The sequence below is a fragment of the Niallia sp. Kr1 genome (assembly GCF_050389805.1).
In the GTDB taxonomy this organism is placed as follows: domain Bacteria; phylum Bacillota; class Bacilli; order Bacillales; family Cytobacillaceae; genus Bacillus_BD.
Genome location: NZ_CP130945.1, coordinates 3,008,386 through 3,033,630 on the forward strand (window position 1 = coordinate 3,008,386; position 25,245 = coordinate 3,033,630).

A 25,245-nucleotide genomic window follows, 5' to 3' on the forward strand; every position below is an offset into this window, starting at 1 on the left:
AGGGATTTTTTAAAATTTATGACATACATGGTTTGTTTGGGATAAATAAGAATAGGGTCATATAAGCATTTTTTGAAATGAATTTACAATGAAAAAAACAATTCACTGAATTACGTTCGATAATCAATTTTGAATATTTCGAACAACAACGGTTAAATCGTATACAGATGATAGTTTAAATCTGTTTACATGTTTACTCTTAATAACCATTAAGAGATTAAGCCAAAGCCCTTTAGAAGGTTGAATCAAATTCTGAATATATTGTAAAAGGGTGTTCTTAGGAAAAATTTACTTAAAAATGCAAGTAAATGCTGCGTCATTTTTAAGTAGTTATGAGCTATAAACTGGAATTTTTGTACGATTCTAAAACACTCAAAAAAGCCCGCTAATGGATAGCGGGCCTTTGTCAATCATTATATTCTTTGAACATTAATAGCTTGAGGTCCACGTTGACCTTGTTCTATGTCAAAACTTACTTCTTGGCCTTCGTCAAGAGTTTTGAAACCTTCGCTTTGAATCGCAGAATAGTGTACGAAAACATCATCGCCACCTTCTTGCTCAATAAATCCAAAACCTTTTTCTGCGTTAAACCATTTTACTTTTCCTGTTGCCATTACTTTTTCCTCCTAAATCTGGTAAAAACAAAATCAGAATCAGTGATTCTGTCCCTATTAATATGTCTACTTTTCATCATTTTTATAAGGGGTTTCCAATATTTTTACGAAATATTATTTTATATTAACGATTTTTATTTCTTCTTCGGTCCCTATCGCGATCTCTTGAAGCGAAAGCTCTACCCCTGTCATTTCGTCCGCCGCGATCATTTCTTCGTTTACGATCAAATTGCGGTTTTGGCTTTTTGCTTCGTAATGGTTCAACAGCCGTTAATTTAACTGGTGTTGCATCGGGTTCTTTCGTAATCAATTTAAGTGCAGCGGCTAAAAGTGTGACCGAATCCATGTCTTCTAATAAATTCTCTGCAATCCTTTTATATTCTTGATACTCATTGTTTTCAATGGTTTCATTTAACTGATTAATCGCAGCTCTTTGATTTCCTGCCATTACATCATGAATCGTTGGAATCGGCATTTTACTCATTTTCTTTTTAGTCGTATTCTCGATTATACGTAAATGATCGATTTCTCTAGGAGTTATAAAGGATACAGCCAACCCTTTTTTCCCTGCTCGTCCTGTCCGACCGATACGGTGAACATAGCTTTCAGGATCTTGCGGAATATCAAAATTATAAACATGGGACACTCCACTAATATCCAGCCCACGTGCAGCTACATCGGTTGCCACCATAATATCGATGGATTGGTCTTTGAATCGACGAATTACTTGATCTCGTTTTGCCTGTGGGATATCACCATGGATTCCTTCTGCCGAATAGCCTCTTTTGATAAGTCCTTCTACAACTTCATCTACTCGTTTTTTAGTTCGACCAAACACAATCGCCAATTCAGGTGATTGAATATCCAATAAACTACAAAGTACATCAAATTTTTGTTTTTCATGAGTTTCAATAAAATGTTGCTCAATATTGGTAACCGTCATTTCTTTCGCCTTAACTCTAACCACTTCTGGATGATCCATAAAGGATTCAGCCAAAGCTTGAATTCGTTTCGGCATAGTCGCTGAAAACAACATTGTTTGTTTTTCATCTGGTGTTTGAGCAAGGATTTTTTCGATATCTTCAATAAAGCCCATGTTTAACATTTCATCGGCTTCGTCTAAAACAACCATTTTAATTTGATTAAGACGGATTGTTTTTCTTTCGATGTGATCAATTAATCTTCCTGGTGTTGCTGCAATCACTTGTGGTCTATTTTTTAAAGCTCGAATTTGGCGGCCGATATCCTGACCACCATAAATTGGTAAAGTACGAATTCCTTTTACTTGACCAATTCGATTTAATTCTTCTGCTACTTGTACAGCTAGTTCACGAGTCGGACAAACCACAAGACCTTGAATACCTTCTTGAGAATCCATTAATTCTAATAACGGTATACCAAAAGCAGTTGTTTTACCTGTACCTGTTTGAGCTTGACCAATAACGTCTTTACCTGTTAAAGCAATTGGAATGGCCTGCGCTTGAATCGGTGAAGGTTCCTCAAAACCCATATTGGAAATGGCCTTTTCAATTTCCTTACTTAAGCCAAAATCTGAAAATGTTGTCAAAATGTATTTCCTCCTTAAAATTACAATAAATCGGTTTTCATAACAATTATAGTTTGCCATTAAACCATTCTTTTTTTCATAAAAATAAATAATTATTTATCAACTAAAGTGGGTGATCAATAGTGGAAGGTAAAAAAAGCTTAATCACCTAATAACGTCACGAGGGTATTTAATAACGCTCTTTAAGAGGTATGAAATAGGATGATATAATGACATGAAAAAGTGATGCATGGGTTCCATGCATCACCTCATTGGACTAATATTACGCTTTTACTACGTTAGCAGCTTGTGGTCCACGGTTACCTTCAACGATATCGAAAGAAACATCTTGACCTTCTTCTAAAGTTTTGAATCCATCAGTTTGAATAGCTGAGAAGTGTACAAATACGTCTGTTCCTTCTGTAGATTCGATGAATCCAAATCCTTTTTCTGCATTAAACCATTTTACTTTACCTGTATTCATGGATATTACCTCCGAAATTGTTTTCACTCTAAGTTTTTCATATACCATTTTACTTAATAAAAAAATCGTAGCTACAATCTTTCTGTAGGAATAAACATCGTCTACAGAAACTTGCAGCTACGACCACTTATTCATTGAAAAATATATACCGAACTTAATAGCGTATTCTCATTATATGATTTAATCATCACTTTTGTCAATACTTAGTTCATAGATATTTCTTTCACTTTTTTCTCTGCTGCTTCAACCGTATGTTTTAGTAACATTGAAATAGTTACAGGTCCTACCCCACCTGGAACTGGTGTAATCGCAGATGCTTTTTCCAAACATGCTTCATAATCAACATCACCAATATTCCCTTTGTTATAGCCCGCATCCAAGACAACGGCGCCTTCTTTCAACCATTCCCCTTGAATAAAATTGGGTTTTCCAACGGCCGCGACAACAAGGTCTGCTGAACCTATATGATCAGCTAAGTTTTCTGTATATGAATGACAAGTGGTGACAGTTGCATTTCGATTTAAAAGTAAAGCGGACACTGGCTTCCCTAAGATTGGACTTCTCCCAACGACAACCGCATGTTTTCCTTGAGCCTCAATTCCATAATAATCCATTATGGCAATGATCGCTGCTGGTGTACATGATGGATACATTCCAAACCCAAGAGCAGTTTGTCCATATCCCAGGCTTGTTACCCCATCAACATCTTTTTCAATATCAATGGTTTCAAATGCTTTTCTTTCATCTATATGATTTGGCACCGGATGCTGCAAGAGTATCCCATGTACCTCAGAATCCTGATTTAACTCATTAATAACTGCTAGTAATTCTTCTGTTGTCGTTTCTTCTGGAAGATGAATTCGTTTTGAGTTAATCCCTAACTTTTCGCAGGCATTACCTTTCATCCGAACATATGTCGCTGAAGAAGGATCGTTTCCAACTAGAATGGTTGCTAGACAGGGTGTCACCCCAACATTTTTTAAATGATCGACTCTAGCTTTTAATTTCTCTTTTACATCAGTGGCGACACGTGTTCCATCAAGTATGATTTTGTCTTTCAAATCAAAAACCTCCATATAAATCAAAGGGATTATTTCCCTGCCCAGACGACCGGCATATATTTACAGCTTCCTTGTGGTCCATTCCACCCTATCGTCAGTCACTGTCATTCTATCATAACACAAATGATTTACTAAAAAAAATCCCAAACGTTCGTTTTTTATATAAAAAAGCTCGTGTTATTGAATAATGTTGATTTATTGACCACGGTTGTTTAGTGAATGCACGAAGATTCCTATCGGAGAAGCAAAACGGGAGTCTCCATCTGATATGGTGAAGCAAGTAAAGTTTAATTAAAATGCGAAGTGTCTAAAACGGAAAGCAACCCAAAATTTAAAAAGGATATTAAAAAGGATAACTTAGCGTATACTAAGTTATCCATTAAATGACATACTTTTCGTTATAAACCTAAAACAATAGAAGCCCTACCTCTCTTCTATCTTTACGGTTCCGAGACCGTGCCAATAGAATCAGGTTTAATAAAATAAATGTGAATAGAGTTATTTTGTCGATCGACAGCGTGGTCCAATGAAGAATCATTGATTATAAGAAGTAGTAATAGGAAGGTTATTGTACTTACTTAAACTGCGTGAGAACAGTTTTTCAAAAACTCAACAAATTATTCGCATAATATGTCCTTTTTTACACTAATTGATTTCTTCCTTTTTGTCAAGCTGCGAGAGTTGATTCTGAATTGTCACCTGGGCATTCTTGATCGCTAAATTCAATTCTTCTGTATACCTGTGCATTCTATCCTCATTCCATTGAAAATAATCAGCCATATATTGAATCACGCCGGTTTGGTATTTTTCCACTAAGGATAGATTAAAGTAAAGAAATCCCGTCCGTCTATTAAAAAAGTCTAGTGGAGTTACAATCATTTCGTGATCTAGGGCATATTGTAATTTTGCTCTTAAAATGTCAGGTAATGAAGCATTCTTTCCTTTGTTATCCTCTATATATTGGAAAAGGTTTGTCACATTAGATCCATATGTAGAAGCCAACTCTTTAGCCTCATCCATTGATAAACCTACCTTTACACCTTCTAAAGACTTTCGAGATACAAAGGCTTGAAACTGACTAGCTTCTCCAACATCCCCACCTGATATCGGTGTTTTAGCCGTCTCACAAGGTTTAAATGTACGGTGTTTTAGTCTTTGAGAGATTAAATCCACTACCATCTCAGCCATTTTTCGATAACCAGTTAATTTTCCGCCCGCTATTGTAATTAAACCCGTGTGTGACTCCCATATTTCATCTCTTCTTGAAATCTCAGACGGCTCCTTTCCTTCTTCTAAAAGAAGAGGTCTTACTCCTGCCCAACTGGATTCAATATTTTTATCTGTTAGCATTAGATTAGGAAACATGTAATTAATGTATTTTAATAAATAACCACGGTCCTCTCTTGTTACCATAGGTGAAATCGGGTTTTCATTGTAAAATGTATCTGTTGTGCCAACATATGTTTTTCCCTCTCGAGGAATTGCAAAAACCATTCTTCCGTCTGGAGTATCAAAATAAACAGCCTGTTCTAATGGGAAAACGGATTGATCGAACACAAGATGGGCTCCTTTTGTTAATTGTAAATTCTTCTCCTTCGAAGACCCATCTCTTTCACAAATAATATCGACCCATGGACCAGTTGCATTGACAACCATTTTAGAGGAAATAAAATATGTTTTCCCCGTTAATTGATCCATTACCGTTGCTCCATTTATCTTTCCACTCCCATTGTATTGAAAACTCTCTACTTTCATATAATTTAAGAGAATTGCCCCGTTTGAATGTGCAGCCTTTAATACTTCAATCGTTAGCCTTGCGTCGTCTGTTCGATATTCTACATAATAACCTCCACCCAATAGCCCTTGACGCCTTAAATGCGGGGACTTTTCCAAGCATTCTTGACGGGATAACATTTTTCTTCTTTCATTCATTTTGACACGAGCCAAATAGTCATATATCTTCAAACCAATTGAAGTCGAGTAGAGCCCATACTCTGTATCTTTGTATATTGGAAGTAACATCCATTGTGGAGTCGTGACATGAGGACCATTTTTATAGACAATTTCCCGTTCTTTGCCTACTTCCGCGACTAGTCCCATTTCAAATTGTTTTAAATATCTTAGACCTCCATGGATGAGTTTGGTTGAACGACTAGATGTTCCTGCAGCAAAATCCTGCATTTCTACTAATCCAACTTTCATTCCTCTAAGTGCAGCATCAAATGCAATACCAGCACCTGTAATACCACCGCCTATAATGAGTACGTCAAAGTTTTCAGAAGATAATTCTTCAATATATTTATTACGGTTTTGATTCGAAAATCTCACTTTATCACTTCCTTTCTAATTATTTCCTTCTACTAAACTATGCGCTTTCATCAAAAACATGAAAACTATAGGAAATATTGTCCTGATGAGATAAATAATTATTCTTATGTTAAAAACACTCATTGTTTTATCATATAAGGTTCCTGAGTATGGTTTCCAAATTTATGCGACATTTCCATGAAATATACGTCGATTTCTTCATACTGGATTGCGTAAAGATCCAGTTATATGGTATTTCACTATCAGTTAACATTTCTAGAACTCATACGGCATGGGATTTTTCAATATTCCCATAAAAAAAACCCGCTCAAGAATAGCGGGTTAAATATAAATAATTATTTAAATACCATTGCGGCGTTAACCGCTTTTTTCCAACCTGAATATAAGCGTCTGCTCTCTTTCTTCTCCATTGTAGGTGAAAATGTTTTCTCAATGGACCATTGCTTTGCTATTTCATCTTGACTTTTCCAAAAACCAACAGCAAGACCTGCTAAATAGGCTGCGCCTAATGCTGTTGTTTCGTTCAGTTTAGGTCGTTGGACTGGTACTTGCAGTATATTACTTTGAAATTCCATAAGAAAATCATTCTTGACGGCGCCACCATCAACTCGTAATGTTTGAAGCCTAATCTCTGAATCTGCTTCCATGGCACTTAAAACATCTTTCGTCTGATAAGCTAATGATTCTAGTGTGGCACGAACAAAATGCTCTTTCGTTGTTCCTCTTGTTAGTCCAAAAATAGCCCCCCTTACATCGCTGTCCCAATAGGGTGTTCCTAATCCTACAAAAGCAGGAACTACATACACACCATCAGTAGACACTACTCGTTGTGCATACTTTTCACTATCAGCTGAGTCTGATAACATACGTAACCCGTCACGGAGCCATTGAATCGCTGAACCAGCTACAAAAATACTTCCTTCTAGTGCATATTCAACTTTCCCATTCATCCCCCAAGCAATAGTGGTCAATAAGCCGTTTTTTGATACTACCGCCTTTTCTCCTGTATTCATCAACATAAAACAACCTGTACCATATGTATTTTTCGCCATTCCTTCTCCAAAACAGGCTTGACCAAACAGTGCAGCTTGCTGATCCCCAGCCGCCCCGGCAATCGGCACTCTCTTTCCAAAAAAATGTTCCTCTATGGTATGGGCATATATTTCTGATGAAGGTCGTACCTCGGGCAACATCGATTTCGGAATCGCTAAAATCTTTAATAATTCATCGTCCCATTTTAAGTCATGAATATTAAAAAGTAGAGTTCTAGAAGCATTTGAGTAATCCGTTATATGGGTTTTACCACCTGAAAGCTTCCAAATAAGCCAACTATCGATAGTCCCAACTAATAAGCTACCGTTTTCAGCCTTTTCCCGAGCCCCTTCCACATGATCTAAAATCCATTTTATTTTTGTTCCTGAAAAGTACGCATCGATTAAAAGTCCTGTTTTCTGTCGAAAGATTGATTCATAACCTTTCGCTTTTAGTTCCTCACAGATTTCATTGGTTTGTCTTGATTGCCAAACGATTGCGTTATAAATTGGTAAACCCGTTTCTTTATCCCATACCACTGTTGTTTCTCTCTGATTGGTAATCCCAATTCCGGCTATTTGGTCTGGTTTAATGCCAGTTTCTGATAGAATAGAAGCAATTACAGCTAAAATAGATCCCCAAACTTCATTCGCATTATGTTCTACCCATCCTGGTTGGGGAAAATACTGGGTAAATTCCCGCTGTGCCACATGAACCATTTCCCCTTTTTGATTAAAAAGAATGGCTCGTGAACTAGTTGTTCCTTGATCTAAAGCTAATATATAACTTTCCATGAGATTCCCCTCTCTTTAACTAACTTAGCTTCTTTCTATTTTACCATAGCACTATAGATTATGACGGTATTCATAATAACGAAACAAGATGATACAGGACAAAAGCCACGCTGATCCAGCTAGATATCCTCCAACAATATCACTTGGAAAATGAACTCCTAAATAAATACGGGATAATCCAATAAAGAGAATAAAAAGAGCGTTTACAACAATACTGAACAATTGCCAACTTTTCTTATGAACTAAGTGAATGATCAAATAGGCTAAAGAACCATAAAAAATAAATGAACCCATAGCGTGCCCGCTTGGAAAGCTAAAGCTTTCCTCACTAAGGAGTGGTAAAATATCAGGTCTTTCCCGCTTAAATAACCACTTTAACCACATATTAAATAGGGCTCCTATACCACTTGCTGCCATCATAAATATTGCTAACGAGTATTTTTTCTTATAAAGTAACCATACTGCTGTTAGGATGACAAAAATCGTAATCCATTTAACAGAACCGAGTTCCGTTATCATTAGCATCCATAGAGTATTTCGATCACTGATAGCCGATTGGATTGCTGTGATGATGGTATGATCGAAAGTTACTAAAGCATTTTTTGATATAAGTTTCGAAATATAGATAAATAATACAATAAATATGATGATGACCGTTATTGCAGAACTTATGTAGGTGAACTTTTTTTTGGATCGATTAACTATTCCTTCCATTTGACTCCTTTCTTAAAGGGGTCAACCTTTGGATGACCCCTTTAACTTATGCTTCTTTTTTCAATTTTTTCGTTGTGACTCTCTTTTTCTTTGTTGTTGATTCTTGCTTAGGTTTTGTTTGATCAATCGATGCTTGCAGGGCAGCCATTAAGTCAGTGACGTTAGTTTTTACTTCTTTTTCTTTCGAGGTAACAACTTCTTGACCGGTTCGTTTAGCCTCAATTAAATCTAATAATGCACTACGATATTCATCATTATACTTTGAAGCATCGAATTCAGTTGTCAATTGATCAATTAATAAAATGGCCGTATCTAGTTCTTTTTCTGTTACATTTTCATCAGTTGGAACGTTTGGAACATCCCCCGTTGATCGAACCTCATCCGGAAAATGGATTGTTTCCATGACAAGTGTATTTTCATACACACGTAATACAGCCATTTGCTCTTTAGAACGGATCATGATTCGGGCAATACCAACTTTACCTGATTCTTTTAACGCTACTCTCAGCAATGAATAAGCCTTCCCACCATTATCGCCTGGTGAAATATAATAACTTCGATCATAATAGATCGGGTCAATTTCTTCCATTTTTACAAAATCAACAATTTCAACTGATTTATCTTCTTTCTCTTTTTTTAATTTTTCAAGTTCTTCCGCTTCTAACACAACAAATTTTCCTTTTGTATACTCATAAGCCTTTACAATTTCTTCAGGCTTCACTTCCACATTACAAACAGGACATACTTTTTCATATTTAATTGGGGAATGACATTCCTTATGCAGTGTTCGTAACTTAACATCTTTATCTTCTGTTGCAGCATGAAGCTTGATCGGAATATTAACAAGTCCAAAACTGATACTACCCTTCCAAATTGTATGCATGTTTTTTTGCTCTCCCATCCTTATGATTGTTATTAATTTATGTAGAGAATGGAGCATCATACAAAGAAATATTTTGCAATCTTTTTCCGGAAAAATAATCTTTTAAGATAAAGCTCACACTACTATTAAAAAAGGAGTTCCATCTATGGATTTAAAGCCTATCATCCCCTTTGAACCAATATCATCTGATACCATCCCGGTTGGTTCTGAGTGGATTTATCAAATTAAATGGGATGGTGTTCGCATTGTAACCTACTATGATGGTAAGAATATTGCGTTATTTAATCGAAAACTTAATGAGCGAACCTACCATTACCCAGAAATCACAAACCAGATTTCCGAATATTTTAAAGGCAAATCGGCAATTTTTGACGGCGAAGTCGTGGCCCTTGATTCAAGTGGAAAACCCTCTTTTCACGAAGTGATGCGAAGAGATGGGTTGCGAAATTTAGATAAAGTCAAATTGGTAAAAAAGGACGTTCCAATTTATTATATGATTTTTGATATTGTATTTTTTAATGGAAATTGGTTGACCGATAGCCCACTACAAGACCGTTTGTCTATTCTAGAAACTTGCGTAAACCCTACTCCCCATGTTCAGATTGTACCTTCTCAAGACAACGGTAATGCAATCTGGAATGTGGTAAAGGAATATGATTTAGAGGGAATTGTTTGTAAAAATCTAAACAGTCCCTATCGCATTGATGGCAAAGATAAGGGATGGCAAAAAATAAAAAATTATCATGATCTAATTGCAGTGATTGCTGGAGTAACTTATCGAGCTGGAATCGTTAATTCTGTCCTTCTCGGTCTGTACGATGACCAAGGGAAACTCTGGTATATTGGACATTGTGGAACTGGAAAAATGACCGTGAATGATTGGAAAGAACTTACGGTACAGACGGATACATTGAAAATTCCAGATAAACCCTTTTATAATGATCCGGATCGAACGAAAGGAGTTCAATGGATCCAGCCTGAAATAACAGTAAAAGTCCAATTTATCGAATGGCCTGAAGGGAGGACATTAAGACAGCCTAGTCTTCATGCTATAACGAATATTCCTGCGAGTGAATGTACACTACCTAAAAAGAAGTCCGATCATCAACAAAAAGGAATGGATTCAAAAATGGATGAATTTGAGATATCTCATCCAGAAAAACTGCTTTGGGAACAACCAGCCATAAATAAAAAGGATTATCTCTTCTTTTTACAAGAAATTTATCCTTACATTTCTCCATTTTTAAAAGATCGCCTATTAACGGTTATTCGGTATCCGCATGGAATGTTTGGAGAGCCATTCTATCAGAAAAATTGTCCAGATTACGCCCCATCTTATGTACATTCCAAACTATCTGAAGGGATACACTATATCGTTTGTAATAATGAACAAACGTTTCTATGGTTAGGAAATCAACTAGCTGTTGAATATCATATTCCTTTTAATACTATTTACAGCAATGGGAGTCCAAGTGAAATTGTATTTGATTTGGATCCACCATCAAAAAATGCTTTTTCATTAGCCATTAAGGCAGCACTTATGATTAAAGAAGTGTTAGATCGTTTAAATTTGATTAGTTTTATAAAAACATCTGGAAATAAGGGCTTACAGATTTATATTCCGCTCCCTGAAAACCGTTATTCTTTTGAAGATACGAGGTTGTTTACCTCATTTATTGCTGATTATTTAATTGCTCAAGATCCTGATTCCTTTACAATTGAACGAATGAAAAAAAACCGCAAAGGCAGATTGTATGTAGATTATGTACAGCATGCTGAAGGAAAAACCATTATTGCACCTTTTTCACCGAGAGGTACGAACAAAGCGACCGTTGCAACTCCTCTTTTTTGGAATGAGGTAGAAGAAGGATTGACAATGGAGAAGTTTCAAATTCCCTCCTTGTTACAACGATTAAAGAAAAAAGGAAATCCGTTTGCAGATTTTTTCCATGCCAAAAACGAGCAGAAATTTGACCCTGTCTTACAATTTTTGAAAACACAAAAAAAGTAAGGATAGGTGATTTCACCTATCCTTACATCCATTTTTTTATAAATTCTTGAGCCACTTTTTCTAGTTTGGCATATTGCTGTGTTTCTTCAAAAACACGTCTTTCACATACCTGAAAACAGTCTGGTTGCTCTTTATGATAGTCTACAGTTGCCTCATACACATATGTTGCATTCCCAATTAATTCAATCCAATATCCATCGCTCTCTTGATGAACAACACATCGTACTTTTCCACCATCGTTATAAACTTCTATCGTTTGTTCGGTTTCATGTAAACCACCTAAACACGTCACAAGACTTGATGCGGACATCGCAGTTCCACAGGCATTGGTAAAGCCAACCCCTCTTTCAAAAGTTCTGACATAAATCGCACCTTTCTCAAGGGGCTTCACGAAACTCACATTGACCCCATCTGGAAAAAATGGATTGTCCCCATTCACAAACTCACTTAATTGTTTTTGCAAATCAGATTGGATTATATTAGTATCAACAATTGAAACCAAATGTGGATTCGGCACCGCCAATGCTGTAAATGACAGTATTTGAGAAAGCGAAGGAATTCTTTCATTTTTCAACGTATCCTGTTCCAAGTTTAAAGGTAAATCTGAGATCTGAAAGGAAACGGGTGAAATTTCAACCATATAAGTTGGGACATTTGGGAAAAGATCGTCTTGTTTTTTTACATGTAAATCAGCTTTCATCGTTTCAATAACAGTCTCTTCTATATTAAACTTTTCACAAACATAGCGAGCCACACACCTGAGACCATTTCCACACATAGATGCTTCAGACCCATCCGCATTAAATACACGCATTCGAGCTGTTGCTCTTTCACTTTGTAATACAAATAATATCCCATCTGCGCCTAGTTGTGCATTGCGATTACATAAGACATTCGCTAGGGTTGCTCGATCATGTTCATTGAAAGTATACTGTCCATCCATTTCATCTATTAGTAAAAAATCGTTTCCTGATCCATGACATTTCAATACTTGTATTTTCATTTTATTTCAACCTCTCCTTGCCTCAGCTTGGTGTTTATCTTACCATAGATAAGAAAACTTTAGCATTAATGAAGGATCACAGTTTCTTGTTTTTTTTCTCCTTGAAAGGAATCGTTTGTCCAATTTAATGATTCTGCATATAAACGGAATAGATCCCTTTCCGTTATATTCAACTTTTTACATTGCTTATTCATAATTTTCCAATCCGCTTGTTCAACCGCTTGAACCAAATCTAAAACATTCCTGTACTCATTTTCTTTCCCCATTATAGCCTCGTATAACTCATCTTTTATAGGCAACCCTTCTAATACTTCTTCCATCGATTCTTGATTTATTTTCTCAATCATAGAAATTAAACCCATTAAATAAAAACAGGAAGGATAAGGTGAACCGATTAATTTGCCTATATATTCACAAAGTTTCGCCCTTGTTAATGTTAACCGGTTCATTTCTTCAGAAAGTCTTGTTGGAGAATTTAGAGAATATCTAAACATTAAAAGTTGAACCCATTTTTGCACCTCTTCTAATCCAATTAAAGAAATGGCATCTTGAATCGAACATACCTTTCCATTTTGGATTGAATTAGAATTAATTAAGCGTAATAATTGTATGGAAAAAGATAAGTCTTTTTCAATTATTTCAACTAAAGTATCTTCATTCAATATATCTTGAGGAAATTGTGTTAAGATTGGATCGGTTCGAAAAACAGATGGTATCTCATAGGTTGATTCAATTACTGGTTTTGAAAAAAAATACCCTTGAAATAAGGAATAGCCCCGTCTTTTCGCTTGCTCATACAAATGTGGTTTCTCAATTTTCTCGGCAACTAATTGAAAACCATACTTTGCTGCCAAACCTTCCATTTCTTGGTGTCTTCTCGTTATCTCATTTGAAAAATCCAAGATTAAATATTTTATACTCGTTAATAAATCGCCTAAAAAGGGAAAATCAAGATCAATCAACGCTTCATTCAAGATGATATCATAACCTAAGTCTTTTAATTCGCAGACGATATCTACCAATCTTTTACTTAATATTACATCTTTGGATATTTTCACCACCATTTCTGCTGAATTAAAAAAAGTAGGAAGTTTCTCTTCCAATAATCTTTCTGTAAATTGAATACAGTACTGTTTTCCTTCTGTTAGGCGATGAAGACCTATATTTAAATGGGTATTAATAATCACTTCAGCTGTTGCTTGATCTCTATCTATATCTGGAAATACGTTGGTTGAATCTTGCCTATATAAAAGTTCATACCCAACAATATCTTCATAAATATCATAAATTGGTTGCTTTGCTACATAAACCTTCATTTTCTCCTCCAACTCTTCAAAAAACATGATCATCCTTTACAATCAAACATTATTTTACCTTATAAGAGTAAATAAAGGTGTCGAAAATTGGTAGACTTGTATGAAATATTTATTACAAGTAAAAAAGGTGTAACAATTTTACAGTTACACCTTTTTATTTGTTAATTTATTGTTTTATTTGGAGATTTTACGGTATAAATCTGCAAGTTCGATGGCTGTAACTGCTGCGTCATACCCTTTATTTCCAGCTTTTGTACCTGCTCTTTCTATTGCTTGTTCGATGGTATCGGTTGTTAAGACGCCAAAAATTATTGGTAACCCAGTATCCATTCCTGCAGCCGCAACTCCTTTTGCTACTTCACTGCTTACATAGTCAAAGTGCGGTGTTGCACCTCTAATGACAGAACCAAGTGTAATAACCGCATCATATTTCTTAGTTTCTGCTAATTTTTGTGCTGTTAATGGAATCTCAAATGCACCTGGGACCCAGAAAATTTCGACATTTTCATCTTCCACTCCATGGCGTTTTAAAGCATCTTCTGCACCAGCTAATAATCTTCCATTAATAAATTCATTAAATCTTGCAACGACAATGGCTACTTTTAGTCCTGTACCTACTAAATGTCCTTCAAATACTTTTTTCATTTCATTCTCTCCTTAAAGTTAAAGTTTTATTTCATCCCTTTTTAAAGCGATAACATATGACCTAGTTTTTCTTGTTTGGTTTGTAAATATTTTTTATTTTCCTCTTCAGTTGGAATTTGAATTGGAACTCTCTCAACAACTTCCAATCCATACCCCTTTAAACCAGCAATTTTCCGTGGATTATTGGTGAGAAGTCGCATTTTTCTAACCCCTAAGTCCCTTAATATTTGCGCTCCAATTCCATAATCACGAAGATCTGCACCAAATCCAAGTTTATGATTAGCTTCAACAGTATCGTAGCCTTGCTCTTGCAGCTTATAGGCTTTTAATTTATTAATGAGCCCGATACCTCTTCCCTCCTGCTTCATATAGAGAAGAATTCCTTGACCTTCTTCTTCAATTTGCGAAAGTGCTGTAGCAAGTTGAGGACCACAATCACATCGTTTCGAACCAAAAACATCTCCAGTTAAACATTCAGAATGTACTCGTAAAAGAACGGGATCATTTTCATTAATTTCTCCTTTTACTAGAGCGACATGATCTTTCCCATCCACTAAACTTGTATACCCATATGCTTTAAAGTCACCATATGATGTAGGTAATTGAATTTCAACCTCACGTTTTACGTTTGAATCATGATGTTGGAGTCGATATTCAATTAATTGTTCAATGGATACTAGTTTAAGATCAAATTTTTCGGCGACTTTTTCCAGACTATCCAAACGAGCCATCGTTCCATCATCATTCATTATTTCACAAATGATTCCAATTGGCTCTGAACCAGCTAACCTTGCAAAATCAATTGCTGCTTCTGTATGTCCAGCACGTCTTAGTACACCACCATCTTTAGCAATTAGTGGAAATACATGACCTGGGCGATTAAAGTCTGTGGCAACGCATCCTGGATCAAGCATTTTCGCGATTGTTAAATGACGTTCAAACGCACTAATCCCTGTTGTCGTATCTTTATGGTCGATTGTTACAGTAAAGGCGGTGCCTTTTGCATCGGTATTATGTTCAACCATTGGATGTAAATTTAAGCGGTCCGCTATTTTCTCTGTAACAGGCGTACAGATAAGTCCTCTTCCTTCTTTCGCCATAAAATTAACCGTTTCTGGTGTAGCATATTGGGCAAGTGCTAAGAAGTCACCCTCATTTTCTCGATCCTCATCGTCCACCACAATAATGACTTTCCCTTGTTTTAAATCCTCAATTGCTTCCTCAATAGAATGGAACATAGGGTTTCCTCCTTTATATACAAATACGGATTTAGTAGAATCCATTTTCTTTTAAAAATTCAGCGGTAACTCCGCTAGTTTTTGGTCCCGATTCTCTCTTTTGCATAAAGGAATAAAAATATTTTGCCATCACGTCAAATTCCAAATTCACGATTTCCCCCTCTTTTTTTAAACCAAGTACGGCTTCCTTTGCCGTGTGGGGGATCAGTGAAACCGTGACAGAATTTGGGCTGGTTCTAAAAATAGTTAAAGATGTCCCATCAATCGCAATGGATCCTCTCTCTAAAACAAAATGAGAATTTTCAGTAGGGATCTCAATTTCAACTAAAATAGCATTTTCAATATGAGTCCGTTTGCGAATGATACCCGTACCATCAATATGGCCTGTAACAAAATGTCCGCCAAAACGACCATTTGCCGCCATTGCACGTTCAAGATTCACTTTAGAACCTTCTTTTAAAGATGAAAGAGATGTATTTTTAAACGTCTCCGGCATAACATCGGCTTCAAAATGATCCTTTGTAAATTTTGTTACAGTTAAACAAACACCATTAACAGCAATACTGTCACCAACGTGTAAATCTTTCATGATTTTTTCTGCTTCTATAACTAAAACCAATGTATTTCCTCTATGATTGATTTTTTTCATTGACCCTAATTCCTCGATTAAACCGGTGAACATATAGTGGTGGCACCTCCTTTTCTATTAGTGTGAAAAAAGTCAGATAAGGATATCCAAAACATGGGGAAATTCGAGTGAATGTGGATGGGAAGTTGGTGTTGTAAAAAAGTGAGCAAGTCAAAAACAACCTATTACCTAAATAAGCCCCATACGGAAAGTATGGGGCTAAAAAAGCAATACGAAATAAACGTATAAAAAGAAAATTTTTTAACGTTGCGATCCATATCTTTCTCCCATCCAGACTTTTACTGTCGGTTTTGGAATTGCACCAAATCCACCGTTTTCATGTAACATGAACCCGGGTCACGGACTTTGAGGTAACCCTCATCACCGCCGGTTGGGAATTTCACCCTACCCCGAAAGATTTTTCTTATTTGATTTGTGTTCATTATCATTGATAAACCATATGTTGTCAAGAATGAAACACACCGCTTTTGAACGGATGTATCTTTTTTAAGAAAAAATTCCCTGTTTTGTCACATTCTTTTCATAAGGATGGGATTGGAATACTTTTTAATGATTGTGATACGCATATTTTAAAATAAGAATACAGTAAATATGTAATTTTTCCTCTTTTGATAGATTATAATGCTTTAAAACAGGAGTATTCCCATCAACAAACCGCTCCCCCCAATTAAGTGGGATCCAGCCTACTTCAACTTGCCCTACTTTTTGTTTATTATTTTGTGCCCAGATCGAAAACTCTTGCATAATTCCATCTTTCTTGACTTGATACCGGTGATGTCCAAAAGTACAACTGTTTTTATCCCATTTCCCCTGAATCACTACACCTTGATTGTCTAGTGTAATGATTTGAATTCGATCTCGCTTCAGCAAAAATATAGCAAGAGGGTTATCATGGTGGTCATATAAGCCATACCGTTTTTCTATCCATTGTTCAACAAATGCTGGTGTAAACCAACGATACCAAACCGAGGATACATCTCTTAATTCACCTGCTTTAAATCCATTGGGTTCAAATAATTGAAGTCTTAGTGTCGGAGCAGGTAAAAATGTAAGCAATAATTGGGGTACTGTCAGTAAATCGATTTCAGACTGAACTTCTTCTTCATTTAATTTTACCAATTTTGCTCGATTTTGATTAAGACGATATTTTTGAAAACAGAAAAAGCTATAGAGTAAAAAAGGGATGACTAACAAGATCATTTTCTTATGATTTGAAATTAAGACAATATACGACATGAACGCACTTGCTGGGATTAAAGCGACTAAACTAGCATGAATGGATACTGTGGCATTTTGTTCGTAGTATTCACGAATATTCATAGAATTGCACCCCAATCAATCATTAAACATTTCTTTTCTATTAATATTCTATGAAATGAATCCAACCTATATGTTTTTAATAGAAAAATTGAAAGTAAAAAACTACCTTCGTATACGAAGGTAGTTTAGCTTAATTATCGAATGAGTCGAAAAACCAATGGAATTCGATACATCTCCCCGTTATAGGATTTAATCGCAGCAACAATTGTAAAGATAAAGGCTAAAATGCCAACGATCCAAATCGTTAGGAAACCGATAAGAAGAATCATTAAAATGGTACTTGCAATGGAATACACTGAATAAGAAATTAAAAAATTGAAATATTCCTTCCCATGATAGTCAACAAAAAGTGAATCTTCTCTTTTAATTAACCAAATAATTAAAGGTCCAATAAAAACTGTGAAAAAACTAGACACATAAATCAACATAGCTAACAATCTTTCATCTTTAGATGGCATAAAATTCTCTCCCCTTCTATAATTAAATGTTTCCAATGGCAACATTTTCGTTCATTTTGTTTTCCTTTTATTTTACGTACTATAATTAAAAAGGATTCAAGATTTTTCATTTTGTTATAGTTCTTGTCTTTATTGAATAGAATTTATTTAAAAACCACTTCATTTACCCCATTATTTTTGGAAACTTTCACCGTTTTGCTCTTAAACACATATATTGTTTAAGCAAAATCCACAAAATGCATGCATTAAAAATTGAAGTGTTTTTTCCATCATTTATTCACGATTTATTAACATTTTTTTAAGAAAAAACCTATTTTCATATTGGTACTTTTTTTGTAAAATGTAAATAGAAAGATCGTGAATTTCACTCCATCTTTCCCACAAAAGAGTAGACAACCTAAACATATCCTCCGCATTTGCGGGGTTTCAAAATATCATATTTGTTTTTGGAATAGGGAAGGCAAATGGTGCGCCACCAGTCAATCTGGTTCTAGTGGGTTCGATTCCCACCCCGAAATTTTTTAGTAACTTTTATAAAAAATTTCGAGGGTGGGAATAGTCTCTTTCGCATGAGCTACAACTGCCCTCATAAGGAGGCTGTATCCATGCTTAAAAAGCGGGATTTGAACGAATGCCACGAATTATTTGATTTAATGACGCACCCGGACGTCTTCCCTTTCGTCCGTCATAAAACAAATTCATACGAAGAGTTTTTATTTATCACGAAGCAATTAATTGAAGCTGAGGAACGAGGGGAATTAATTTCTCGTACGATTTTAGATGAATGGGGTTCACCCATTGGCACCATAAGCTTATACGATATACAGGAAAACGCAGGGTTTTTAGGAACCTGGATTGGGAAACCTTATCATGGAAAAGGATATAATAAGCTGGCAAAAGATGCTTTTTTTCAAGAAATTTTCTATGAACTTGGAATTGAAACGGTATTTATGCGTATCCGCACAGAAAATATTCGTTCTCAAAAAGCTGCTGAAAAACTTCCTTATATTATTGATGCTAGTGCGTCAAGAAAATCCCTATTTGATCAATTAAATGCCCAAGGAACTATGTTTAAACTCTATGAAATTCCAAAGGATTTGTACACATTGCATACATTAAGAACGGGTATTTCGGCAGAAACGTCTCAACCTTTAGAAGCTTGAGGCAAAAGACTAACCATTAAATGGTTAGTCTTTTTTTAATGTTATGGTCCAGACCGATCTTTTCTTGCATATACTAGGTAAAAATAATGATATGTTTTGGCTAGGGACCATTGTCAGAAACAAATCTCTAGGAAAGGATGAATATACAATGTTTCCGTGGAACTTCTTTCCTTTTTCGAAGGAAACTCAAGCAAAGATGCAACAAATGAAGCCAGATGAAATTAATCAGTTTGTTCAAAAACTCATGAGTAACATGTTCAAATCTCCTTTTCCCCAACAAATGGGCATGAATCAAGAAGAGTTCATGGCAAACTTCCATCCATTTCAAACGTCCAATGAGCCAGAAAACCGTGAAACAGAAAAGCGAGATTCTGAACTTCAATATTCAGTTTTTGAAACACATGATGAGATTTTTATTCGAGTTGCTATCCAATCAGAGGAATGGCTAACAGTACTTAGAATTACTCATACTTCCCATTTACTCATTCTTGAACATATCCCCAACTATGATGATACGCACAAAATTACATTGCCCGCACTAGTAAAGAAAAAAGGAACTACCGCACGGTATAAAGATGGAGTGTTAGAGATAAAGATTCCAAAAAGTATAGATCTTCAGTTTTCTGAAATAGACATTACCGACATGAAATAACATCTAGAGTGTTCATTATAAAAATCTTAAGATTTAATCATCCAAAAGAACCATTTATCACATCCGATATTTAATACAATTTAACTAAATAATTACAATTTTAATATAAAACGGTATATACACTATAGGTATATTGTATTATTATAATGATAGTAAAATTCATACTATTCAAACGAAAGGCAGGAGATGTAATGGGTGCACGTTATTTGAAAATTGCTGGGGTGTACTTTGCTATTGCAGTTATGCTAGGGCTTGTTATGGGCATTACTCATAATTTTGCTTTTACATCCGTACATGCGCATTTAAATTTACTTGGCTGGGTTTCCATGGCTCTATTTGGACTTATCTATTTATATTTCCCAATGGCCAGCAAGACCAAATTAGCCAATGCTCATTTTTGGATGCATAATATCGGACTGCCAGTCATGCAAGGAGCGCTTTTCTTACAAATCTTAACGGGGAACACAGCTTTAACACTCGGCATTGTGATTGGCTCAATCGTACTTATTCTCGGTACCTTTTTATTTGTAATTAATCTATTTAGGCAAATAAGCTCCAATCAAACGGTTGAACCACCAAAAAATGATGTGACATTTTAAAAAATAAGGGAGAATGGATAAAAGTCCATTCTCCCTTTCTATTACTCTTCAGGCACACTTGCTTGTCCAATAACAAATTCCTCTTTTGGCATATTGTGCATGTTTTCGGCTGTCACGTGGGCGATAATATAATACGTTCCCTCTTCATCAAAGCTTTTTTCTAATTCATATATCCCATTCTCTTTATGTTCGATCTCAATTTTTTCGTGGTTATCGTCTTGAGCACGCCAGATTTCAAATACAACTTCATCTGCACCCGTTACTGGCTTTTCCCCGTATGTCACTTTGGCTTGAAATAGTACTGGTTCGTTTTTCTGACCATTCTGTAAATCAACTGTTAATTGTACATCTAGAAAAGCTGGCATCGTTTCTTCATTAGCGACTTCTTTTGGTTGAGAACAAGCAGCTAACAAGCCTATGCCTATAAATAACAGAAAAATGAAAATTCTCCCTAGCCTTTTCCCCATGTAAATATGCCCCCTTGATAAATGTAAAAGATAATAAAGTTACTACTATTCTTACATAAAGGCTTACAATGTTGCAAAATATATACTTAAAAATCATGGGTTTGTTAAAGGGAAATGTTGATTTTATACTACTGTTAATTGTAATAGAAGGTACGAAAACTCCTGAGGAATAGGATACCGGCAAGAGACCGTAGACAAGAAGTGTCATAGTGGCTCGGGCGAAGTTGAGCGGGAAGCAAAATGCCTAAAAAGAAAATCGACAACCCAGTTAACAGAGCCAAAATCATAGAAAGAAGGAATTTGCATGACAACACCTTATCGTTGCCCTAACTGCAAAACAAATAAATCACGTTTTAACTTAATTAAACAAATTCCACAATCTGTAAAACTAGATCCGAATACAGGAACAGTACTTGAGGAATATTCACAGGATAACTTAAGTCCTTTTCATATGGCCTATAAAGGTCCAGACCTTAAAGTACAATGTGGGACCTGTGGATTAATCGAAGATGAAAAAACGTTCATAAAGTTTGGTGAGATGGCGTAAAAGATTAAACATTTTCCTTTTTTTATCCTGATTAAGGTGCCAACTTTTGGCACCTTTCTTTTAAGATTTACCTTCTAACTTCGAAAGTTGATTTTCGATATCCTTCCAATTTATCCCATCCCCAATCATAACAAGATTAAGGGGCATATTCATATATTCCTTCATATAAATAGGCATCCCATAGGTGTATTGAAAAAGATATGGATAGGACGACTCAGAAAATTTAATATAGCCTTTCATCCGATAGATGGTATCAGGCATGTTTTTTAAAAACATTTCAAAAGCCGTCTGATCAATATGATGATCAAACGTATAAACAAATGACCGCAAATCTAGTTCATGGTGTGTATGCTGATATGTAGCCGTCAACTCTTCATTAAAACCAAGATTACGAACTTCTTTAATGGGTACCTTTGAATACATAGTTAAAATAATCGTTGCATATGGATTCAGCATTTGGATCTCTACATTCAGTTTTGCTAATTCTTCCTCCAAACAGCGATCCGTTTTATTGATTAATATAAGGTTGGAATACTTCACCTGTTCAATGAGCAATTGTTGAATTTGCGGACTTAAATTTCTCCGCTCTAACCACTGTTTTCCATCAATGACTGTAATAATTCCTTTGAAATTTAATCTATTGGCAAAAAGGGGGGATACAACCCCATCTAATACTTCTACAGGGTGAGCAGCTCCTGTTGCCTCAATATAGATTACATCAGGTTTTGATTCCATTAATAAACCTTGTATTTGCGATTCCAATTTATCTTGAATACTACAGCAAATACAGCCGTCTAACAATTCCTTCAATGGAACATCTTCTGATACTGCATCTGAATCAATTGAAACACTTCCAAGTTCATTCATGAGTACGGCCACTTTTCGACCGGCAAGTTTCTCCTCCTGTAACAAATGCTTTAATAAAGTTGTTTTCCCGCTTCCAAGAAATCCAGAAAGTAGATACACCTCAGTTTTCATTACTAGAACCCTCCATTCAAATATCACTTTAAAAAGAAAAGTGCCAAACACTTCCTGAATAGAACCTTCGAGAGGATCTATTCAGAGAATAGTGCTAGCACTTTACTCATTACTCTTTCTCAATTTCCATTTGTTCCTTTAATACTTCAACGGCTTTTTGTAGCTGAGTGTCATTACTTTGAATCAAATTCCGTAAACTCTCCATTAATTTCATCGTAGAATCACCGGTAAGAATTCCAGTAACTTCTAAATTAACACTAGCTTGAAAATCTTTAACTGCTTGTTCTGTCCCATCATCGTAAAAACCATCTTCACGACCCGGATCAAATCCTACAGCTTTTAACATCTTTTGAGCTGTTTGAACCTCGACAGATGACGAAGAATGTTTTAATTCAGTATCTGGATTGATCATTGTTAAAGTTGCATACTCAGGTAGAGATACTTGGACATCTGGGGTAATACCTTTTTCATGAATCCAGTTTCCATCAGGGGTTAGCCATTTTTCTGTTGTAAATTTTAAATTAGAGCCATCTTTAAAATTTTGTGCCCTTTGGACGGTTCCCTTCCCAAATGTCTTTTCACCAACAAGAGGAATGTTTCCGGATTCCTTAAATGCACCCGCTAAGATTTCTGAAGCACTCGCGCTTCCTTGATCTACCAGAACCACCAGTGGAACATCTGGATTTTGACTACTATTAGAAGATTTAATTTCTTGTCGATTTCCTTCACGGTCTTCAACTTGTAAAATCATTGAGTTATTAGGCAAGAAAAGACTAGCTATTTCAATTGCTCGGTCAAGCAATCCACCTGGATTTTGACGTAAATCCAAGACCATTCCTTTCATCCCCTGACTCTTTAATTCATTTAATGCTTCTACCAATTCTTCTGTGGTATTTTCAGAGAATGACGTTACTTGTACCTTTGCAATTCCATTTTCAGCATCGATCATTTCACCATATACGGTTTCAATTGGAATCGTGTCCCGAACGATCGACACATCCATCGAGCCAGAAACGCCTGGTCTTTCAATCGTTAACGTAACTGTAGTTCCTTTCTCCCCACGAATTAATAAAACCGCTTCAGTTGCGCTCATGCCTTGAATACTTTTTCCATCGACACTTATGACTTTATCATTGGGTCTAAGTCCGGCTTTTTCAGCTGGTGACTCTTTAATTGGTGAAACAATTTGTATGTATCCATCTAGCTCTTGGATTTCGGCCCCAATGCCTTCAAACGAAGAAGAAATACTTTCATTAAAGCTCTTAGCTTCCCTTGTATCCATATAATCTGAATACGGATCATTAAGAGCTTGTACCATTCCATTGATGGCGCCGTTTATAAGCTCTTCCTCTTCAATCTCTTCATAATAATTCGCTTTTAATGTATCAAAGGTTGAATATAACTTAGTAAATTCACTTCTATCTGTCCCTACTGATACAGCCTGTTCATCTCCAAAAGCCAGAGCAAATGTTGTAATCCCGGCTGATAAAAAGACCATTAAAAATAATAGCATGATAAAATGAAATTTTTTCATGCGAATAAAACCGGATTTTTGGTCCTCCGTTTCATGATTAACCTGTTCATTGTCCAAGGCATTTTCACCACTTTCAATCATCAAATTCGACCGCCGAATTTGCGCTCAGATTTTTATCGAGCTCGCTCGATAAAAATACCTTTAAAAATCGCAAGGCTCGACGGCTGCTTCACTTCATTTAGCTGGGTTTTGCACCCATACTTAAACTGTAATCTTTTGGCTTCATCCCTTAACATTAGAATGAAAGGACTTCTGCTAAATGAAGTTAACTAAACATTTCTTAATGATTAGAATACCATTTTCACTATTATTTCACAAAGAAAATAACATGGTGATGCTTCTCTAAGATAAAAACTGGACAAAAGATTGTCCAGAGCTTAGATTTTCTTCACGATATTAAAGTACTCTTCTAATGTTAATTGGTGCTCGTACATCTCAGAAGCGATGTCAACTCCTACATAACGATAATGCCACGGCTCATAATTATAGCCTGTAATAGTTTCCATTCCTTTTGGATAACGGAGGATATACCCATATTTATGAGCATTTTCCATTAACCATTTACCCTCATCTGTTTCACCAAATTGTTCATTCAATCGAAAGTTTGCACTTTCACTTGAAATGTCCATAGCTAAACCCGTTTGATGTTCGCTTCTACCAGGATATGCAACGATTTTTATGGTTTCTTCTTCACCTATCCGGTTTACATGTTCATTGTAATTAGCCTCTTGACGATCATATGAGCGATAGCCAGAAATCGCATATAGCTGGAATCCATCGTTCGCTGCAGCTTCAAACATTTTTTCAATGGCGGCAGCAGCTTCTTGCCGCAAATAACTTTTCTCTACATCTTGATTCCCAAATGAAAAAGCAACATTTGGACGCACTAAATCCTCTGGTTCATATTCCTCTGATAGAGTATACACTTTATTTACTAAAATAAGTAAATTATCAGGATTTTGAATCACATTTTTTCCATCGACTTGAATGATTTCATTAAAATAGCTAGCATCTAATGTTAACTCAGGTTCTGTTGGCTCTTGAGGATGGAAATTCTCGGATGTGCGACTTTCTTCATTAGGCGTTGCTTGATTCATTTCGGTTGGAGGATTAAAATAATCAAATTGACAACCTGCAAGTAAGATCATGGTGCTTACTGCTATTACTGCTTTCCTCATTAAAAACGATCCACCTACCAATTAATTCTAA

Annotated in this window: 24 protein-coding genes and 2 riboswitches; of the genes, 5 read left to right on the plus strand and 19 right to left on the minus strand. The window is 35.8% G+C overall.

What is annotated here, in order from left to right; genetic code table 11:
* Positions 1-413: 413 nt before the first annotated feature.
* From Q5760_RS14665 to Q5760_RS14700, 8 genes are all read right to left on the minus strand, one after another.
* Complete coding sequence (locus Q5760_RS14665) at positions 414-614, minus strand: cold-shock protein (RefSeq protein WP_428908378.1); 201 nt, start codon at positions 612-614, stop codon at positions 414-416.
* Between the two features lie 124 nt (positions 615-738).
* Positions 739-2,181: a DEAD/DEAH box helicase gene (locus tag Q5760_RS14670; protein WP_428908379.1), complete on the minus strand. Its 1,443-nt coding sequence runs from the start codon at positions 2,179-2,181 to the stop codon at positions 739-741.
* Between the two features lie 262 nt (positions 2,182-2,443).
* Positions 2,444-2,644, minus strand: a complete 201-nt coding sequence (locus tag Q5760_RS14675) for a cold-shock protein (RefSeq protein WP_428908380.1) — start codon at positions 2,642-2,644, stop codon at positions 2,444-2,446.
* 203 nt (positions 2,645-2,847) lie between these two features.
* The gene (locus tag Q5760_RS14680) at positions 2,848-3,705 is read right to left on the minus strand and encodes a bifunctional 5,10-methylenetetrahydrofolate dehydrogenase/5,10-methenyltetrahydrofolate cyclohydrolase (RefSeq protein WP_428908381.1); all 858 of its coding nucleotides are present in this window, start codon (positions 3,703-3,705) and stop codon (positions 2,848-2,850) included.
* A 32-nt stretch (positions 3,706-3,737) separates the two neighbouring features.
* Positions 3,738-3,817: riboswitch (ZMP/ZTP riboswitch) on the minus strand.
* 533 nt (positions 3,818-4,350) lie between these two features.
* Positions 4,351-6,033, minus strand: coding sequence for a glycerol-3-phosphate dehydrogenase/oxidase (locus Q5760_RS14685; protein ID WP_428908382.1), 1,683 nt, complete (start codon positions 6,031-6,033; stop codon positions 4,351-4,353).
* 335 nt (positions 6,034-6,368) lie between these two features.
* A complete protein-coding gene (glpK, locus tag Q5760_RS14690; RefSeq protein WP_428908383.1) occupies positions 6,369-7,859 on the minus strand; it encodes a glycerol kinase GlpK in 1,491 nt (496 codons plus the stop codon).
* A 51-nt stretch (positions 7,860-7,910) separates the two neighbouring features.
* Complete coding sequence (locus Q5760_RS14695; RefSeq protein WP_428908384.1) at positions 7,911-8,573, minus strand: phosphatase PAP2 family protein; 663 nt, start codon at positions 8,571-8,573, stop codon at positions 7,911-7,913.
* Between the two features lie 46 nt (positions 8,574-8,619).
* Positions 8,620-9,456 (minus strand): Ku protein, encoded by an 837-nt coding sequence (locus tag Q5760_RS14700; protein WP_428908385.1) that lies wholly within the window; start codon positions 9,454-9,456, stop codon positions 8,620-8,622.
* Positions 9,457-9,601: 145 nt separating this feature from the next.
* Here Q5760_RS14700 and ligD point away from each other — a divergent pair, with 145 nt between their 5' ends.
* Complete coding sequence (ligD, locus tag Q5760_RS14705) at positions 9,602-11,467, plus strand: DNA ligase D (RefSeq protein WP_428908386.1); 1,866 nt, start codon at positions 9,602-9,604, stop codon at positions 11,465-11,467.
* 22 nt (positions 11,468-11,489) lie between these two features.
* Here ligD and dapF read toward each other — a convergent pair whose 3' ends face one another.
* The 7 genes from dapF to Q5760_RS14740 all read right to left on the minus strand — a co-directional run bounded on the left by dapF (position 11,490) and on the right by Q5760_RS14740 (position 18,096).
* A complete protein-coding gene (gene dapF, locus Q5760_RS14710) occupies positions 11,490-12,470 on the minus strand; it encodes a diaminopimelate epimerase (RefSeq protein WP_428908387.1) in 981 nt (326 codons plus the stop codon).
* A gap of 65 nt (positions 12,471-12,535) precedes the next feature.
* Entirely contained in the window at positions 12,536-13,786 is a 1,251-nt protein-coding gene (locus tag Q5760_RS14715; RefSeq protein WP_428908388.1) for an EAL and HDOD domain-containing protein, read from the minus strand.
* Between the two features lie 174 nt (positions 13,787-13,960).
* Entirely contained in the window at positions 13,961-14,431 is a 471-nt protein-coding gene (ribH, locus tag Q5760_RS14720; RefSeq protein ID WP_428908389.1) for a 6,7-dimethyl-8-ribityllumazine synthase, read from the minus strand.
* Positions 14,432-14,472: 41 nt separating this feature from the next.
* Positions 14,473-15,669, minus strand: coding sequence for a bifunctional 3,4-dihydroxy-2-butanone-4-phosphate synthase/GTP cyclohydrolase II (locus tag Q5760_RS14725; protein ID WP_428908390.1), 1,197 nt, complete (start codon positions 15,667-15,669; stop codon positions 14,473-14,475).
* 31 nt (positions 15,670-15,700) lie between these two features.
* Positions 15,701-16,351 (minus strand): riboflavin synthase, encoded by a 651-nt coding sequence (gene ribE / locus Q5760_RS14730; protein WP_428908391.1) that lies wholly within the window; start codon positions 16,349-16,351, stop codon positions 15,701-15,703.
* A 221-nt stretch (positions 16,352-16,572) separates the two neighbouring features.
* A riboswitch (FMN riboswitch) is annotated at positions 16,573-16,719 on the minus strand.
* 145 nt (positions 16,720-16,864) lie between these two features.
* Positions 16,865-17,638 (minus strand): hypothetical protein, encoded by a 774-nt coding sequence (locus Q5760_RS14735; protein WP_428908392.1) that lies wholly within the window; start codon positions 17,636-17,638, stop codon positions 16,865-16,867.
* 134 nt (positions 17,639-17,772) lie between these two features.
* Complete coding sequence (locus tag Q5760_RS14740; RefSeq protein ID WP_428908393.1) at positions 17,773-18,096, minus strand: DUF4870 domain-containing protein; 324 nt, start codon at positions 18,094-18,096, stop codon at positions 17,773-17,775.
* Positions 18,097-18,701: 605 nt separating this feature from the next.
* Between Q5760_RS14740 and Q5760_RS14745 the strand changes: the two genes are divergently transcribed.
* From Q5760_RS14745 to Q5760_RS14755, 3 genes are all read left to right on the plus strand, one after another.
* The gene (locus Q5760_RS14745) at positions 18,702-19,259 is read left to right on the plus strand and encodes a GNAT family N-acetyltransferase (protein ID WP_428908394.1); all 558 of its coding nucleotides are present in this window, start codon (positions 18,702-18,704) and stop codon (positions 19,257-19,259) included.
* A gap of 148 nt (positions 19,260-19,407) precedes the next feature.
* On the plus strand, positions 19,408-19,911 hold the full coding sequence (locus Q5760_RS14750) for an Hsp20/alpha crystallin family protein (protein WP_428908395.1): 504 nt from the start codon (positions 19,408-19,410) through the stop codon (positions 19,909-19,911).
* 146 nt (positions 19,912-20,057) lie between these two features.
* On the plus strand, positions 20,058-20,510 hold the full coding sequence (locus Q5760_RS14755) for a cytochrome-c oxidase (protein WP_428908396.1): 453 nt from the start codon (positions 20,058-20,060) through the stop codon (positions 20,508-20,510).
* A gap of 41 nt (positions 20,511-20,551) precedes the next feature.
* On the opposite strand, the gene Q5760_RS14760 is transcribed toward Q5760_RS14755, so the two are convergent.
* A complete protein-coding gene (locus tag Q5760_RS14760) occupies positions 20,552-20,977 on the minus strand; it encodes a FixH family protein (protein WP_428908397.1) in 426 nt (141 codons plus the stop codon).
* Between the two features lie 304 nt (positions 20,978-21,281).
* On the opposite strand from Q5760_RS14760, the gene Q5760_RS14765 reads away from it, so the two are divergent.
* Complete coding sequence (locus Q5760_RS14765) at positions 21,282-21,524, plus strand: DNA alkylation repair protein (protein ID WP_428908398.1); 243 nt, start codon at positions 21,282-21,284, stop codon at positions 21,522-21,524.
* A 60-nt stretch (positions 21,525-21,584) separates the two neighbouring features.
* On the opposite strand, the gene Q5760_RS14770 is transcribed toward Q5760_RS14765, so the two are convergent.
* The 3 genes from Q5760_RS14770 to Q5760_RS14780 form a co-directional block, all read right to left on the minus strand.
* Positions 21,585-22,502, minus strand: a complete 918-nt coding sequence (locus tag Q5760_RS14770; protein WP_428908399.1) for a CobW family GTP-binding protein — start codon at positions 22,500-22,502, stop codon at positions 21,585-21,587.
* A gap of 109 nt (positions 22,503-22,611) precedes the next feature.
* Positions 22,612-24,117 carry a S41 family peptidase gene (locus Q5760_RS14775; protein WP_428908400.1) on the minus strand — a complete coding sequence of 502 codons (1,506 nt, stop codon included), beginning with the start codon at positions 24,115-24,117 and terminating at the stop codon, positions 22,612-22,614.
* A gap of 296 nt (positions 24,118-24,413) precedes the next feature.
* On the minus strand, positions 24,414-25,214 hold the full coding sequence (locus tag Q5760_RS14780; RefSeq protein ID WP_428908401.1) for a M15 family metallopeptidase: 801 nt from the start codon (positions 25,212-25,214) through the stop codon (positions 24,414-24,416).
* Between the last annotated feature and the right edge of the window lie 31 nt (positions 25,215-25,245).

Coding starts and splice junctions, on each gene's coding strand:
- Q5760_RS14665 (WP_428908378.1), bottom strand. CDS start 614: ATGGCAACAGGAAAAGTAAAATGGTTTAACGCAGAAAAAGGTTTTGGA.
- Q5760_RS14675 (WP_428908380.1), bottom strand. CDS start 2,644: ATGAATACAGGTAAAGTAAAATGGTTTAATGCAGAAAAAGGATTTGGA.
- glpK (WP_428908383.1), bottom strand. CDS start 7,859: ATGGAAAGTTATATATTAGCTTTAGATCAAGGAACAACTAGTTCACGA.
- Q5760_RS14695 (WP_428908384.1), bottom strand. CDS start 8,573: ATGGAAGGAATAGTTAATCGATCCAAAAAAAAGTTCACCTACATAAGT.
- Q5760_RS14700 (WP_428908385.1), bottom strand. CDS start 9,456: ATGCATACAATTTGGAAGGGTAGTATCAGTTTTGGACTTGTTAATATT.
- ligD (WP_428908386.1), top strand. CDS start 9,602: ATGGATTTAAAGCCTATCATCCCCTTTGAACCAATATCATCTGATACC.
- dapF (WP_428908387.1), bottom strand. CDS start 12,470: ATGAAAATACAAGTATTGAAATGTCATGGATCAGGAAACGATTTTTTA.
- Q5760_RS14715 (WP_428908388.1), bottom strand. CDS start 13,786: ATGAAGGTTTATGTAGCAAAGCAACCAATTTATGATATTTATGAAGAT.
- ribH (WP_428908389.1), bottom strand. CDS start 14,431: ATGAAAAAAGTATTTGAAGGACATTTAGTAGGTACAGGACTAAAAGTA.
- Q5760_RS14725 (WP_428908390.1), bottom strand. CDS start 15,669: ATGTTCCATTCTATTGAGGAAGCAATTGAGGATTTAAAACAAGGGAAA.
- ribE (WP_428908391.1), bottom strand. CDS start 16,351: ATGTTCACCGGTTTAATCGAGGAATTAGGGTCAATGAAAAAAATCAAT.
- Q5760_RS14735 (WP_428908392.1), bottom strand. CDS start 17,638: ATGAATATTCGTGAATACTACGAACAAAATGCCACAGTATCCATTCAT.
- Q5760_RS14740 (WP_428908393.1), bottom strand. CDS start 18,096: ATGCCATCTAAAGATGAAAGATTGTTAGCTATGTTGATTTATGTGTCT.
- Q5760_RS14745 (WP_428908394.1), top strand. CDS start 18,702: ATGCTTAAAAAGCGGGATTTGAACGAATGCCACGAATTATTTGATTTA.
- Q5760_RS14750 (WP_428908395.1), top strand. CDS start 19,408: ATGTTTCCGTGGAACTTCTTTCCTTTTTCGAAGGAAACTCAAGCAAAG.
- Q5760_RS14755 (WP_428908396.1), top strand. CDS start 20,058: ATGATAGTAAAATTCATACTATTCAAACGAAAGGCAGGAGATGTAATG.
- Q5760_RS14760 (WP_428908397.1), bottom strand. CDS start 20,977: ATGGGGAAAAGGCTAGGGAGAATTTTCATTTTTCTGTTATTTATAGGC.
- Q5760_RS14765 (WP_428908398.1), top strand. CDS start 21,282: ATGACAACACCTTATCGTTGCCCTAACTGCAAAACAAATAAATCACGT.
- Q5760_RS14770 (WP_428908399.1), bottom strand. CDS start 22,502: ATGAAAACTGAGGTGTATCTACTTTCTGGATTTCTTGGAAGCGGGAAA.
- Q5760_RS14775 (WP_428908400.1), bottom strand. CDS start 24,117: ATGATTGAAAGTGGTGAAAATGCCTTGGACAATGAACAGGTTAATCAT.
- Q5760_RS14780 (WP_428908401.1), bottom strand. CDS start 25,214: ATGAGGAAAGCAGTAATAGCAGTAAGCACCATGATCTTACTTGCAGGT.